Raw genomic sequence first — 14,375 nt, 5'->3', positions numbered from 1 at the left:
TCTCATACCCCCACTTGATTCATCAGTAATGATAGATTGATATGGTCTTTTACCATATGTAGAACCGTTTCTTTCGTCACGTTGGCAAGCTTTGGCGTAACCCCTAAAATCGGCACACCGCATAAGCGCTCAATCATCTCAGGATTGGTTTTTTCATCTTCATCAGGAGAGTCACTGATTCCATTGATGATAATTCCGGCGATTGGAAGCCCCATGCTTTCTGCATATTTGACAGTTAAAAAGGTATGATTAATGGTTCCAAGGTGAGGACGTGCCACAATAATCATGGGAAGCTGCAACGCTTTTATGACATGACTGACCAAATAGTCCTCTCCCAATGGCACAGAAATACCGCCCGCACCTTCTACGATGAAGCATTCATGTTTTTCTTTAATCCGCTCCCAATGGCTTAAAACCTCTTCCATGGTGACAGTCTTTCCCTCAAGTTTCCCTGCAACGTATGGTGCAAGCGGCGCTTTGAAGGCAAAAGGCGTAATGTCTTCATGAGAAAGACTGGTCTGCGACATGTCTTTCAGCAGACTAGTATCACTATCTGGATGATGACGCGATATCCCGCTTAAAAATGGTTTATACACCCCGACATCTCTATTATGTTCTTTCAATAAGGCAGCAAGACCGCTGGATATAACCGTTTTCCCCACTTCTGTATCAGTTCCCGTCACAAAAAAACCCCTCAAATGATGTGCAGCTCCTTTCCGATTGAATGAAATGTTTTCAGCAAATGATCAATATCACCCATACTGTGGTCAGACGTGATTGTAATTCGAATACGGCTTTCACCCGGCGCAACGGTCGGCGGCCGAATGGCAGGAGCATAAATTCCCTTGCCCTGCAGTTTTTCAGCAAATATGACCGTTTTATGGGCATCGCCAATGACGACAGGAATAATCGGTGTGTGATCTCCTTTTACCACATAACCCATATTCTTCAGACTGGTTCTGATCATGCTGATATAAGAAAATAAAAGCTGTCGTTTTTCCCTGCTGGCTTCAATGATGTTGAAAGCCTCATGAGCAGCCGCACAGCTGGCTGGCGGAATAGCGGTTTGATAGATAAATGTTCTGGCATGGTTCAGCAAAAAGTCGATGAAGACCGCTGATCCTGCCGCAAAACCTCCTTCCGCGCCAACAGCTTTGCTTAAGGTGCCGATCACAATGTCGGGACAAACACCAAAGTATTCACTCGTTCCTCGTCCCGAATCGCCCAAAACTCCTGTTGCGTGGGCATCATCAACGACCACGAAGGCATGATAGCGTTTCGCAAGTGAGATGATCTGATCAAGAGGGGCGATTGTGCCATCCATGCTGAATACCCCGTCTGTTACGATAAAACGGCGCTGATAACGCTGTGTTTCATTCAGCTTGTTTTCAAGATCATTCATATCACTATGCCGATAAACAACTGTATCAGCCTTAGAAAGTCGGCAACCGTCGATCATACTTGCATGATTGAGCTGGTCACTTAAAATGACATCTTCCTTTTCTGGCAAGGATGAAAGGACACCGACATTGGCCAAGTAACCGCTCGAAAACAGCAGGGCCGCTTCTGTCCGTTTAAAGCTGGCAATCTTCTTTTCTAGCTTTTCATGCCAGACCGAATTGCCTGTCGTTAAACGTGAACCGCTGCTTCCTGTCCCAAATTGCTGCAATGCTGTTTGGGCTGCATCGATCAAACGTCTATCGCTTGCGAGCCCTAAATAATTGTTTGAGGACCAGACCGTTTGATTTTCGCCATCAATGTTCCTCTCTGGAACCGGTGCCCCATTCATTGTCCGCAGGTTACGGTGTACGCCGGTTTCCTTTGCTCTGTCTAACCGCTCGTTTAACCAAGAATCAATCTTCAAGGCTCGTAACCTCGTGGATCGCTTGTTTCATAATGGCAACCATTTCCGTGAGCTCTTCAGCAGTACTGGCGAGAGGAGGAAGAAATGCAACCACGTCCCCAAGCGGCCTTGTCAGCATTCCCAGCTCCCGCATTTTTAAGGAAACTTTGTATCCAACCCGCCGATCAGCCGGGTAAGGTTCTTTGGTTTCCTTTGACCGGACAAGCTCTGCACCGCACATAAAGCCAAGCTGCCGAATATCCCCAACATGAGGAAGAGCGTGCAGATCTTGAAGAAGAAAATGGAGCTTTTTACTTTTTTCCGCTACTTGTTCCACAATGTTTTCAGATTCAAATAATGCCAGATTTTCAAGCGCAACCGCACAGCCAAGCTGATTGCCTGTATAGGAATGGCCATGGAAAAAGGTTTTTAGGTTTTCATAATCATCATAAAATGCCTTATAGATGTCTTCAGTGGCAAACGTAACGGCAATTGGCAAATAGCCTCCTGTAATGCCTTTACCGGCAGCCATCAGATCAGGCTGGACATTCTCGTGCTCGCACGCAAACATTTTTCCTGTACGGCCAAAGCCTGTAGCGACTTCATCAACGATCATTAAGACATCGTATGTTGTACATAGCTCGCGCACCCCTGCCAAATATCCTTCCGGCATCACGATCATACCGGAAGCCCCTTGTACCATTGATTCAATGGAAAGCGCGGCAATTTCCTCGTGATGTTCCTTAAGCAGCTGTTCAAGCTCTCGGAGGCACTCATCACGGCACTCATCAGGATCACCGCTTTCAGAGCGATACACATAAGGAATAGGAGCCTTGTAACTCTCGAACATCAACGGGCCGTATACGTGGTGAAAAAGCTCAATTGAACCGACACTGACGGCGCCAATCGTATCACCGTGATACCCGTTTTTCATTGCGATAAATTTTTGTTTCTCGGGCTTCCCGATGTTCTTCCAATACTGAAACGCCATTTTTAGGGCTATTTCCATCGCTTCTGCGCCGCTGTCTGAATAAAAGACCCGCGTGAGCTTTTTTGGGCTGATGTCGATTAATGTTTCGGCAAGCTGGGTTGCTGGAACGTTGGTCATGCCCAATAACGTGGAGTGCGCAATTTTTCCGAGCTGTTTTTTTATGGCGTTATCTAGTTCTTTTTTGCGGTGTCCGTGGACATTAAGCCAAACTGATGAAAAACCGTCATAGTATTCCTTGCCATTTATGTCTTTGACTTTGATTCCAGTCCCGCTTTCGATGATTAAGGGGTTTTCATCATAATCTTTCATTTGGGTAAATGGCAGCCAGAGGTGCTTTTTACTTTTTTCTATCAAATCATGAGTCATGATCTTCCTCCCACTCTATTAAAATAGGCTGCTTCTCCAGGTCATGTATGTACGTGTTTACATCATTGGATCCATCAATAAAAAAGACTCGGCAGCCCTCTTCAGTCCCGTATTCTTTCATTGCTGTAATACGCTGATAGCCCATTTTCTTACCCGCAACATAGCCTGTTATGTAATCCGGATCGTCCGACCAGCATAATTCTGCAACGGCTGCCGGGTGCCGGCTTACCTTTGAAGCGAGCGCAAGGGCCTCTTTTATTCTTGAATGAGCTGGCACGTGACTGTGAAGCGCCCATTTTTCAAAATTAGCGTCCGGCCAATCCATTCTGGAGACCCGCACCCCTTTTTCTTTTGTTTGATCCATTCGCTTGCCTGTATGAATATCAAACAACACCGCACCCCTGACATCTGACCATTCAGGGATTTGTTCATATGCTTTTTCAATCACGTCTCGTGAAACGCCTTCTTTTTCCAATAACAATCGGGCCAGCTTTTGTCCTTCTTCCGGGCAGCTCACTTCATTCGTATGCACAGGCAATGGCTGAATGGTTTTTATCGATTCATATACCTCTTCAAATTGAATTTGCATAAAATCAGGTTTTCCTCTTGAATGGGATAACCCTTTTTCTAATAAAGCATTGACTGTATGCTTCATCTCATGGAAAGGAATAAGCCGTTCTCCGCCGGATATATGCTTTCCGCCGTCTTCATGAGATCCATTCATAGAAGCCCTCATTCTGACACTATAAAAAGTTTCTTCTTGCATCATTTCTCGCCCTTTCACTGATAACTGAAGAACGTGTAGTGCTTCTCGCTTTAATTGTTAACCAATTATATTTAAAGGTTAACAATTAGAATATATTATTCTCTCCTGTTTCTGTCAATAGAAGAAAGCATCGATTTATGGCAGTTGGTTAAAAGGAAACAAAAAGACCGTTTTCACATAAAACGGTCTTTTTCGATTTCTTTTAACAGTCACAGCCACTTTTGCAAAAACCGTACAGCTTCATGCCTCATAACTGCTGTTTCGAAATGTCCCGAAGCAGAACGGACCACTCGGTAGCAATCAGAAGCTCCCTGTCCAGCATAGACAGCTGTCAATTCTTTTTCGATTTTGTCCACGCCCTCAGCCGGCGTTAACCGGTCGTGTACACCAACAAGACTAAGGTGCGGGCGCGGCGCGATCAGGCTTTGGATCTCCGATGCGGAAAAATGCTTTGCAAGCGATGGGACGTAATAATAAAAGCCGTGCCTGTCAAGATTCTGTGTTTTGATCAGCACGTGATGATCCACCTGGCTGCACAAATCCACACACACCTTAATCCGGTCATCGAGCGCCGCTGTCCACCACGCCATCAAACCTCCCATAGACATGCCGATGGTTCCGATCCTGTCAGGCTGAACATCAGAGCGTGACTGCATATAGTCCAACGCACTTAAACTGTCATAAATCATCATCCCCCACATCACTTTTCCGGTGAGAAGCATTTCTTTAAATATCTCACTTTCCGCTTTTCCCCGCCGATCTCCAAATCCCCAATGATCAATCGCAAGAACGCCGTATCCGAGTGAAGTAAGCTCATCAGAAAAAGAAGGCGTTTTCAAATAATCCGCTCCCTCAATCAGCTCACTTTTTCCCCTATCATACTGGCCCCCATGCGAATGCTGAAACAATACGGCTGGGCACGGTCCTTCTGTTTTCTTCGGCTTCACAAAATAAGCGGGCACCTTTTCATGTCCATTTAAATCGAGCACGAGCGTTTCAACAATATTTTCTTCTCTTTCTTCAATACGTAATGTCTCAACACTGATTGGCCTCCGATCAGGCAAATCACCAAGCAATCGAAACAGTTGCTTTCTTCTTTCGACTCTCATCCCATCACCCTTCCTTATTCGCTTACTTCACATTTACGAGACAGATCTGGGTTCCCCTTTATTTTTCCAACATAAATCACATCATTTACTAAATATTTAGTAAATGTAACGAAATATTCTGAAAACAATTATTGTAACCGCTTACTTTTATATGATAGTATCAATTTATCAAAAACAGATGAGTTAATATTTTACTAAATAGATGAGAGGGATACCCATGGTTCGTATTAAAGATATCGCCTTGAAAGCTAAAGTTTCCAGCGCAACTGTGTCCAGAATTTTAAATGAAGATGAGTCGCTTTCTGTTGCGGGCGAAACGAGACAAAGAGTCATCAACATCGCTGAAGAGCTTGGTTATCAAACCGTTGCCAAACGCCGAAAATCCCGCGGGCAAAAACAGCGGGCTCAGCCGCTGATCGGTGTGCTGAGCTGTCTGTCCCCTGATCAGGAAAGGCAGGACCCTTATTTTTCTTCCATTCGGAAAGGGATTGAAAAGGAATGCTTTGAACAGGAAATTTTCATTACAAATTCGATTCATCTCGGCTCCTTTCAGGAACATATCTTTCGGGAATTGGATGGTGTCATTGTCATCGGCCGTGTTCATGATGAAGCGGTTAAGCATATTAGCGGAAGGCTGGAGCATGCCGTATTTATCAATCATTCACCAGATCCGCAAGCATACGATTCGATTGGAATCGATTTTGAATCGGCTTCACGCCAGGCGATTGATCACCTTTTCGACTTAGGCTACAAACGGTTAGGCTACATTGGCGGACAAGAAAAAGAGCATACGCTGAAGGACGGCCAAAGCATTCGCAGAACGATTGAAGACAAACGCCTGACCGCTTTTTTGGAGTCAGCCGCCCCCCAGCCTGAGCATGTGCTGATCGGAGAATACAGCATGCGTGAGGGCTATCGCCTGATGAAGAAAGCAATCGATCAAAGCCATCTGCCGGAAGCATTCTTTATTGCCAGCGATTCTATGGCGATCGGCGCATTAAAAGCGCTGCAGGAAGCCGGACTGCAAGTGCCACGGGATACTGCAATTGTCAGCTTTAACGGCATTGAGGAAGCTGAATTTGCCAGCACGCCTTTAACGACGGTGAAGGTATACACAGAAGAAATGGGCCGGACAGGCGTAAAACTGCTGCTTGACCGTCTCAATGGCCGAACGCTTCCTCACCATGTCACCCTGCCCACAACATTAATCGTAAGACAAAGCTGCGGATGTACAACAAAGGAGGTGACATAAGCAAAGATTCATCACGATGATAAGGAGGAAAAGATGAAACACACTTTTGTTTTATTTCTCTCTCTTATTCTGCTTGTTCTGTCCGGGTGTTCAGCAGAGAAAAGCTCAGCAGATACCGCAAAAAAGACGTTAACCATTTATTCTACAATGTCAACCGACAGTGAAAGAGATACGTTCAGAAAACTGGCAGCAGCATTCGAAAAGGAACACAGTGACATTCATGTCAGCCTTCATTTCCCAGGCAATGACTATGAAAATATGATGCGTGTCAGAATGGCGGCCAATGATTTGCCTGATCTATTCGATACACATGGCTGGGGGAAAATCAGGTACGGAGAATATACAGCGGATCTCCGGGAGATGGAATGGACTCAGGATCTCGATCCTAATTTAAACAGCATCCTCAAAAATAAAAGCGGAAAGGTGTATGCCTATCCGATCAATCAGGCAAAAGACGGTCTGGCGTATAACCGCAATATTTTAGACCGTTACGGCATTGCTCCGCCGGAAACCATGGATGACTTTATCAAAGCACTGAGAACGATTAAAAAAAAGAGCAAGGGAAAGATCGTACCCTTCTGGTTTGCCGGCTATGACAAAAGCTCATTCGCCCAATATTACGACCAATTCGCTACACCTCTTCTCATCACAGACCCTGCCCATAATGAAAAAAAACAGCTCATCAACGGTTCTTTTCAATGGAGTAAATTCACTTATTTATCAGAAATCCTCAAACAAATGCAGAAAGAAAATTTGATCAATATCGACGCCGTCACGGCAAAAAAATCACAGCTCATTGAATTAATGGCCCAAAACAAAATCGCCTTTACAATGCAAGGCGGCACACTCGGCCAAGACGTTGCCCAGATCAATCCGAATGTCAAGGTCGGCATTATCCCGACACCTGCCATCCATCCCGGTGATGATCCGATATGGATCGGCGGTGAACGCTACACGCTTGCAGCATGGAAAGATTCGCCTCAATTAAAAGAGGCAAAAGAATTTATCGCATTTATGGCCCGCCCGGCCAATGCCAAACAAATGGCTGAAGCCACATCGCTTCCTTCAGGGCTGACCAATGTGAAAGCTGATATTTTCTACGCAAACGATTATGAGCATTATCAAGATGTCAAAGTCGAGCCTTACTTCGACCGTTTATACTTGCCAAACGGAATGTGGGATGTCCTGGGCACGGTCGGACAGGAGCTGGCGGCTGACATTTTGGCGCCTCAAGACATTTCGCAGAAGCTGGGAAGAGAATATAAACGACTCCGGGAGCAATCGGAAACACAGGGAGCTGAAAACAATGAGTGAGATCGCAAAAGACGTTCATGTGAAACAGGTTAAGCCAAAAAAGCAGTCCTCACTTTGGTGGATGTACATTCCTGCTTTGCTCTCCGTTCTGGTCTTTATGATTTATCCGTTTGTGAAAGGCACATTGATTACCTTTACAAACTGGAACGGCTTTTCACAAGTCTACCAATGGGTTGGATTCGCGCAATATGAAAGGCTGTTTTCTGATCCTGACACTTGGCATATCTTAAAAAACACTCTGCTTTACGGGCTTGGCAGCACCTTTTTTCAAAATGTGGTCGGGCTTCTGTACGCTCTGCTCTTAAATCAAAGCATTAAAACGAAAGCGGTAACAAGAACAATTGTGTATTTGCCGGTGATGATCAGCCCGCTCATTATGGGCTACATTTGGTACTTTTTCTTCTCCTATGACGGAGGCGCACTCAACGATTTGCTCGGGGTCTTCGGCATCAGCCCTATTAATGCGCTCGCCAGTCCCTCGCTCAATCCATGGATCATTGTCATGATTAACACCTATCAATATGTCGGGATCGCTATGGTTGTCTACTTAGCCGGTCTGCAAAGCATTCCTAAAGACTACTATGAAGCGGCGCAAATGGATGGCGCGAAACAAGGCCAGCAGTTTTTTACCATCACGCTGCCGCTGTTAATGCCCTCCATTACCATTAATATGGTCATCAACATTATCGGAGGCTTAAAGCTGTTTGACGTCATCATTGCACTCACCGCTGGCGGCCCCGGAAATGCGTCACAATCCATGTCCACATTTATGTATGATTTGTATTTCAAACGGCAGGATGCCGGCTATGCCGCAACGCAAGGCATATTTATGGCATTTGTCATTTTGATCATCAGCTTTTGCGCGCTTGCGTACTTTAAAAGAAAGGAGACGGAAATGTCATGAAAGCCGCCCGTACAAAAAGCATGCGGATCATTACGCTTCTTGCAGCCATTGTGGCCTGTGCGCATTTTATTCCTTTTTATATCCTGCTGACCACTTCATTGAAAGCAAAAGGAGACTACAGTTCGAAATGGATATTTCCAGCCGACATCTCCTTTCATAATTTTTCAGAGGCGTGGGAGCGCGCTTCGCTAGGAAACTCTTTTATAAACACCATGATCATCACAGGTTTTTCTGCCTTGTTATTAATTATATTCGGCTCACTTGCCGCCTACCCGCTTGCCCGGCGGGAAACGAAACTGAATAAAGCCGTTTTTGCCTTGCTGATTTCCATTATGATCATCCCTCCGTTAACGTCCATGGTTCCTTTGTACCGAATGGTCGTGGACGCCGGAATGGTCAATACACACGCAATCGCCATTTTCATCAATACAGCGGCTTACATGCCGTTAACCGTATTCTTGTATTCGGGCTTTATCCGATCGACCATTCCAAAAGAGCTTGAAGAAGCCGCAAGAATTGACGGCGCAGGCATGCTGAAAATCTTTTTTACGATTGTGTTCCCTCTGCTGAAGCCGATCACTGCGACCATCTGTATTATTTCTTGTGTCTTTATTTGGAACGACTATCAATTTGCCATTTTCTTTTTACAAGATCAAAAGGTTCAGACATTAACAGTAGCCATGGCAGGTTTTTTCGGAGAAAACGCAAACAACCTTCATTTAGTTGCCGCAGCGGCACTTATGGCAATGCTGCCGATGGTTGTTCTGTTTTTGGCGCTGCAAAAATACTTTATTGCCGGCCTGTCTTCCGGAGCGGTAAAGGGTTAACATTAAAGGAGGAAGCAATATGAAAAAGATTACATTTATCGGTGCAGGGAGCACGATTTTCGCCAAAAATGTTTTGGGAGACTGCCTGTTAACAGAGGCACTGAATGGATTTGAGTTCGCTCTTTACGACATTGATCCCAAACGCCTGCAGGAATCCCAGCTCATGCTCGAAAATCTAAGAGACCGTTATAACCCAAGTGTGGCCATCAACAGCTATGATGACAGAAAACTCGCCTTGCAAAACGCAGGCTATGTCATCAATGCGATTCAGGTTGGAGGATACAAACCGAGCACAGTCATCGATTTCGAGATTCCTAAACGGTATGGGCTGCGCCAGACGATCGCCGATACAGTCGGCATTGGCGGGATATTCAGATCTCTCAGAACAATCCCGGTCTTATTTGATATCGCAAAAGATATGGAGGAAATGTGCCCTGACGCATGGTTCTTAAACTATACAAATCCAATGGCCACTCTTACAGGCGCCATGCTCCGCTATACCAATATCAAAACAATCGGGCTCTGCCACAGTGTTCAAGTGTGCACGAAGGATTTATTTAAATCTCTCGGAATGGAGCATGACGGAATTGAGGAACGCATCGCAGGCATTAATCATATGGCTTGGCTTTTGGAAGTCAAAAAAGACGGCACAGATTTATATCCAGAAATCAAAAGGAGAGCGAAAGAAAAACAAAAAACAAAGCATCATGATATGGTGCGGTTTGAATTAATGGATAAGTTCGGCTATTATGTCACGGAATCGTCCGAACATAACGCAGAGTATCACCCATACTTTATTAAACGGAATTACCCCGAACTGATCAGCGAGCTGCAAATCCCGCTCGACGAATATCCGAGAAGGTGCGTCAAGCAAATTGAAAATTGGGAGAAAATGCGGGATGATATCGTCAATAATAAAAACCTTACGCACGAACGCTCAAAGGAATATGGTTCAAGAATTATAGAAGCAATGGAAACAAACGAACCATTCACCTTCGGAGGAAACGTCTTGAATACAGGGCTGATCACCAACCTTCCTTCAAAAGCGGTTGTGGAAGTGACATGCGTCGCCGACAGAAAAAAAATTACACCGTGCTTCGCCGGAGAACTGCCTGAGCAGCTTGCCGCCTTAAACCGGACGAATATTAATACACAGCTGATGACAATCGAAGCGGCTGTCACACGGAAAAAAGAAGCGGTTTACCAAGCTGCAATGCTTGATCCGCATACAAGCGCGGAGCTTTCCATGAAGGACATCATCTCCATGTGTGACGATTTATTTGCAGCACACGGCGATTGGCTTCCGGAATACAAATAAAAACTAGGGGACCGCTCTCCCCTAGTTTTTTGGTTTTGTTTCGCCTTCCCAGGCCATCATGCCGCCTTCAACATTGACTGTTTTAAAGCCTTGCTCATCCAGGTACTTGCAGACGTTCATGCTGCGCATTCCTGAGCGGCAGATAAATACGTACTCTTTGTCTTTATCAAGGGTTTCCATTTTTTCAGGAATATCCCCCATGCGAATATGAACGGCTTGCGGGATCATGCCTTCCGCTACCTCTTCATCTTCTCTGACATCAATTAAATATAATTCTTCGTCCGCCTCAATTTTTTCTTTCAAAGCGGCTGTGCTGATTTCTTTTATTTCCAAAGAAAACACTCCTATTCACACTGATCATGTTCAGTATATCAAAGTCAGCTGAACGATTGCTATTCTGAGACTGATGAAAAAAATCCCCTTTTGGCAAAGGGGATTTTTTCTAGGCTTAGTTTGCCACAATATTGACAAGCTTCCCAGGCACCGCGATGATTTTCCGAATCGTTTTGCCTTCAAGCTGCTCTTTGACCTTTTCATCTGCTTGAGCAAGCTGTTCCAGCTGTTCTTTCGTTGCATCGGCAGGAACCTGTAATTTCGCTTTTACTTTTCCGTTCAGCTGAATAACGATTTCAACTTCATCATCCACAAGTTTTGTTTCATCATATACAGGCCAAGCTTCGTAGGCAATTGTGCCGGAATGGCCAAGCTTCTCCCAAAGCTCTTCCGCTAAGTGTGGCGCGATAGGAGAAAGAAGCTTCACGAAGCCTTCCATATATTCTTTCGGCAGTTCTGATGCTTTATAAGCTTCATTAATAAAGACCATCAGCTGGGAAATACCCGTGTTGAAACGAAGGCCTTCATAATGGTCTGTGACTTTCATGACCGTTTCATGGTAGACGCGCTCCAATGTTTCACCCGCGCCTTCAACGATTTTGCCATTAAGCTCACCGCTGTCTTCAATAAACAGGCGCCATACACGGTCAAGGAAACGGCGCGCACCGTCTAATCCTGATTCAGACCAGGCGATTGAAGCATCAAGAGGTCCCATGAACATTTCGTACAATCTCAGCGTATCAGCGCCGTGAGAGGACACGATTTCGTCAGGGTTGACAACGTTCCCTTTAGATTTACTCATTTTTTCGTTATTTTCACCGAGAATCATTCCTTGGTTGTACAGCTTTTGGAACGGTTCTTTCGTCGGCACTACGCCGATATCATAAAGGAACTTATGCCAGAAGCGGGCATACAGAAGGTGAAGCACGGCATGTTCTGCACCGCCGATATACATATCGACCGGAAGCCATTTTTCCAATTTTTCTGGTGATGCCAGCTGATCCGGATTGCGCGGATCAATATAGCGCAAGAAATACCAGCAGCTTCCCGCCCATTGCGGCATTGTATTCGTTTCTCTTCTTCCTTTTTTCCCTGTCTCAGGGTCTGTGACTTCCACCCACTCTTTAATGTTCGCAAGCGGTGATTCGCCCGTTCCGCTCGGTTTGATTTCATCCGTTTTCGGCAAAATCAGCGGCAGCTCCTCTTCAGGGACAGCTGTTGACGTTCCGTCTTCCCAATGAATGACCGGAATCGGCTCGCCCCAATAACGCTGGCGGCTGAAGAGCCAGTCACGAAGACGGTACGTCACTTTCTTCTCACCGTTTTTCGTTTCTTCCAGCCAAGCGATCACTTTCTCAATCGCTTCCTGTTTGTGAAGGCCGTTCAGGAAATCAGAGTTCACGTGCTCGCCGTCGCCAGTATAAGCTGCTTCCTCAACGTTCCCGCCTTTTACGACTTCCTTCACCGGAAGGCCAAATGTTTTGGCGAATTCAAAATCACGCTCGTCGTGGCCTGGAACTGCCATGACAGCACCTGTTCCGTATGATGCAAGAACATAATCCGCAATCCAAATCGGCAGTTTTTCTCCGTTTACAGGATTGATCGCATACGCTCCTGTGAATACGCCTGTCTTTGTTTTCGCAAGATCTGTGCGTTCAAGGTCACTCTTTGATTGAATTTCTTTGATATAAGCTTCAACAGCTTCTTTTTGCTCAGCCGTTGTGATGTTTTCCACCAATGCGTGTTCCGGGGCAAGGACAGTGTATGTAGCGCCAAACAGCGTATCTGGTCTTGTTGTAAACACCGTAAAGGAATCATCATGTCCATCTATAGCAAAATGGACGTGAGCGCCTTCCGAACGGCCGATCCAGTTGCGCTGCATATCTTTAATGCTTTCCGGCCAATCAAGCTCTTCCAAATCCTCAAGGAGCCTGTCCGCATAAGCGGTGATTTTCAGCATCCACTGCTTCATTGGGCGTCTCTCTACCGGATGGCCGCCGCGTTCGCTCTTGCCGTCAATGACTTCTTCGTTGGCAAGAACAGTACCGAGCGCAGGGCACCAGTTTACAGGCACTTCGTCAACGTAAGCAAGGCCTTTTTCGTATAGCTTTAAGAAAATCCATTGCGTCCATTTATAGTATTCAGGGTCAGTCGTATTGATTTCGCGATCCCAGTCATATGAGAAGCCAAGCGCTTGAATTTGGCGGCGGAAGTTATCAATATTCTGCTTCGTAAACACAGCAGGGTCGTTCCCTGTGTCAAGGGCGTATTGTTCAGCTGGCAGGCCGAATGCGTCCCAGCCCATTGGATGAAGGACATCATAGCCCTGCATGCGCTTCATGCGGGACAGAATATCCGTAGCTGTGTATCCTTCAGGATGGCCGACGTGCAACCCAGCTCCAGACGGATAAGGAAACATGTCCAGCGCGTAAAATTTTTGTTTTTCATTATTATCAAGAGTGGCAAATGTTTTGTTTTCAAGCCAATATGTTTGCCATTTCTTTTCTATCTCTTTGTGCTGAAAACTCAAAGTAAAAACCTCCTTCTGATTGAATACGGCGTGTATGGTTCAAGTATTGACGGGAAGGAGAGGATTATATTCAGAATATTCCCAAACTAAAAAAAACTCCCTCATCCCAAAAAGGGACGAGAGACTTTCGTTTTCCCGCGGTACCACCCTCGTTAGCGCGGCATACGCCGCACTCACTTGATACTTTTAACGCAGTTATGCGTCAGCGGCTTTTCACCGCTGCAACTCTGAGGTGAGTTCGGAAACAAACTTGATTGACTTTCACCAGCCGTCAACTCTCTGCAACAATATCTGTTTCTTACTGCTCCTCTTCATTGTTCTTATCGCAACCGTAATCTAACTGTATTTTATAGAATTCTGTTCATAAGTGCAAGCAGGTTTGTATACAATGGGAATGTACCCTGAACGGGCGGAGATTGAGGACAATTATTCGGGTGGAGTTTTGGTTTGACGTTTGGACTCGGCCGGTTCGCCGCCGCTGTTCAGTTCTCTCACAAAGTCAAAACTTCTGAGAACAGCTTCACCGCCGTAGCCTGAGATAATGGATAAGATGACAAGTTGAATTCCTGAATCGGGGTCAGCGGATAATACAAGTAAAATGGAAGCTGTCATTCCGATAAACCAATCTTCCAAAAATCCAAGGTAGATAAACCGCTTCGTCATTCTGGGCTTCTCCAGTCTGCCTCTCTTTTTCACATGACCGAGAATCCCCATGATTCCTCCAATTACACAAGCAATAAGTACCTGATGCAGCATCTTCATCATCACCTTCCTAAAGCCCTTATTTCGTAAAGCGACTTCAGGCCATCCAGCCCCCTTAAA

At 45.6% G+C, this 14,375-nt stretch carries 13 protein-coding genes and 1 other annotated feature; of the genes, 5 read left to right on the top strand and 8 right to left on the bottom strand.

The window, feature by feature from the left end; genetic code table 11:
* Window positions 1–2: 2 nt before the first annotated feature.
* The 5 genes from bioD to WA279_RS18130 all read right to left on the bottom strand — a co-directional run bounded on the left by bioD (window position 3) and on the right by WA279_RS18130 (window position 5,075).
* Window positions 3–698 carry a dethiobiotin synthase gene (gene bioD / locus WA279_RS18150; RefSeq protein ID WP_336156213.1) on the bottom strand — a complete coding sequence of 232 codons (696 nt, stop codon included), beginning with the start codon at window positions 696–698 and terminating at the stop codon, window positions 3–5.
* The gene (gene bioF, locus WA279_RS18145) at window positions 695–1,864 is read right to left on the bottom strand and encodes an 8-amino-7-oxononanoate synthase (protein WP_336156212.1); all 1,170 of its coding nucleotides are present in this window, start codon (window positions 1,862–1,864) and stop codon (window positions 695–697) included. The genes bioD and bioF overlap by 4 nt, the downstream gene beginning before the upstream one ends.
* Window positions 1,854–3,200 (bottom strand): adenosylmethionine--8-amino-7-oxononanoate transaminase, encoded by a 1,347-nt coding sequence (gene bioA, locus WA279_RS18140; protein WP_216999985.1) that lies wholly within the window; start codon window positions 3,198–3,200, stop codon window positions 1,854–1,856. Before bioA ends, bioF begins: the two co-directional genes overlap by 11 nt.
* Entirely contained in the window at window positions 3,190–3,966 is a 777-nt protein-coding gene (gene bioW, locus WA279_RS18135) for a 6-carboxyhexanoate--CoA ligase (protein WP_033884852.1), read from the bottom strand. The genes bioA and bioW overlap by 11 nt, the downstream gene beginning before the upstream one ends.
* Window positions 3,967–4,175: 209 nt before the next feature.
* Window positions 4,176–5,075: a dienelactone hydrolase family protein gene (locus WA279_RS18130; RefSeq protein WP_336156211.1), complete on the bottom strand. Its 900-nt coding sequence runs from the start codon at window positions 5,073–5,075 to the stop codon at window positions 4,176–4,178.
* A 217-nt stretch (window positions 5,076–5,292) separates the two neighbouring features.
* Between WA279_RS18130 and WA279_RS18125 the strand changes: the two genes are divergently transcribed.
* Genes WA279_RS18125 through melA form a run of 5 tightly spaced genes read left to right on the top strand, consistent with a single transcriptional unit; the run spans window position 5,293 to window position 10,690 of the window.
* The gene (locus WA279_RS18125; RefSeq protein ID WP_336156210.1) at window positions 5,293–6,327 is read left to right on the top strand and encodes a LacI family DNA-binding transcriptional regulator; all 1,035 of its coding nucleotides are present in this window, start codon (window positions 5,293–5,295) and stop codon (window positions 6,325–6,327) included.
* A 33-nt stretch (window positions 6,328–6,360) separates the two neighbouring features.
* Window positions 6,361–7,641, top strand: a complete 1,281-nt coding sequence (locus WA279_RS18120) for an ABC transporter substrate-binding protein (RefSeq protein ID WP_336156209.1) — start codon at window positions 6,361–6,363, stop codon at window positions 7,639–7,641.
* Window positions 7,634–8,545 (top strand): carbohydrate ABC transporter permease, encoded by a 912-nt coding sequence (locus tag WA279_RS18115; protein ID WP_336156208.1) that lies wholly within the window; start codon window positions 7,634–7,636, stop codon window positions 8,543–8,545. The genes WA279_RS18120 and WA279_RS18115 overlap by 8 nt, the downstream gene beginning before the upstream one ends.
* On the top strand, window positions 8,542–9,372 hold the full coding sequence (locus WA279_RS18110; RefSeq protein ID WP_336156207.1) for a carbohydrate ABC transporter permease: 831 nt from the start codon (window positions 8,542–8,544) through the stop codon (window positions 9,370–9,372). Before WA279_RS18115 ends, WA279_RS18110 begins: the two co-directional genes overlap by 4 nt.
* A 19-nt stretch (window positions 9,373–9,391) precedes the next feature.
* Window positions 9,392–10,690, top strand: a complete 1,299-nt coding sequence (melA, locus tag WA279_RS18105; RefSeq protein ID WP_336156205.1) for an alpha-galactosidase MelA — start codon at window positions 9,392–9,394, stop codon at window positions 10,688–10,690.
* 21 nt (window positions 10,691–10,711) lie between these two features.
* On the opposite strand, the gene WA279_RS18100 is transcribed toward melA, so the two are convergent.
* The 3 genes from WA279_RS18100 to WA279_RS18090 all read right to left on the bottom strand — a co-directional run bounded on the left by WA279_RS18100 (window position 10,712) and on the right by WA279_RS18090 (window position 14,315).
* Window positions 10,712–11,023: a rhodanese-like domain-containing protein gene (locus WA279_RS18100; protein ID WP_004398993.1), complete on the bottom strand. Its 312-nt coding sequence runs from the start codon at window positions 11,021–11,023 to the stop codon at window positions 10,712–10,714.
* A gap of 115 nt (window positions 11,024–11,138) precedes the next feature.
* Entirely contained in the window at window positions 11,139–13,553 is a 2,415-nt protein-coding gene (gene leuS / locus WA279_RS18095) for a leucine--tRNA ligase (RefSeq protein ID WP_160244709.1), read from the bottom strand.
* Window positions 13,554–13,662: 109 nt separating this feature from the next.
* Window positions 13,663–13,877 (bottom strand) — a binding site (T-box leader).
* A 102-nt stretch (window positions 13,878–13,979) separates the two neighbouring features.
* Entirely contained in the window at window positions 13,980–14,315 is a 336-nt protein-coding gene (locus WA279_RS18090; RefSeq protein ID WP_003246114.1) for a DUF4257 domain-containing protein, read from the bottom strand.
* Between the last annotated feature and the right edge of the window lie 60 nt (window positions 14,316–14,375).

The organism is Bacillus sp. 204(2023), assembly GCF_037027505.1.
GTDB classification, from domain to species: domain Bacteria; phylum Bacillota; class Bacilli; order Bacillales; family Bacillaceae; genus Bacillus; species Bacillus subtilis.
The sequence above is the reverse complement of the archived record's forward strand: the minus strand, read 5'-3'. Positions and strand labels throughout refer to the sequence as shown.

What these genes read in the sequence shown, in the direction of transcription:
- bioA (WP_216999985.1), bottom strand. Translation starts at nt 3,200, where the DNA reads ATGACTCATGATTTGATAGAAAAAAGTAAAAAGCACCTCTGGCTGCCA.
- bioW (WP_033884852.1), bottom strand. Translation starts at nt 3,966, where the DNA reads ATGCAAGAAGAAACTTTTTATAGTGTCAGAATGAGGGCTTCTATGAAT.
- WA279_RS18130 (WP_336156211.1), bottom strand. Translation starts at nt 5,075, where the DNA reads ATGAGAGTCGAAAGAAGAAAGCAACTGTTTCGATTGCTTGGTGATTTG.
- WA279_RS18125 (WP_336156210.1), top strand. Translation starts at nt 5,293, where the DNA reads ATGGTTCGTATTAAAGATATCGCCTTGAAAGCTAAAGTTTCCAGCGCA.
- WA279_RS18120 (WP_336156209.1), top strand. Translation starts at nt 6,361, where the DNA reads ATGAAACACACTTTTGTTTTATTTCTCTCTCTTATTCTGCTTGTTCTG.
- WA279_RS18115 (WP_336156208.1), top strand. Translation starts at nt 7,634, where the DNA reads ATGAGTGAGATCGCAAAAGACGTTCATGTGAAACAGGTTAAGCCAAAA.
- WA279_RS18110 (WP_336156207.1), top strand. Translation starts at nt 8,542, where the DNA reads ATGAAAGCCGCCCGTACAAAAAGCATGCGGATCATTACGCTTCTTGCA.
- melA (WP_336156205.1), top strand. Translation starts at nt 9,392, where the DNA reads ATGAAAAAGATTACATTTATCGGTGCAGGGAGCACGATTTTCGCCAAA.
- WA279_RS18090 (WP_003246114.1), bottom strand. Translation starts at nt 14,315, where the DNA reads ATGAAGATGCTGCATCAGGTACTTATTGCTTGTGTAATTGGAGGAATC.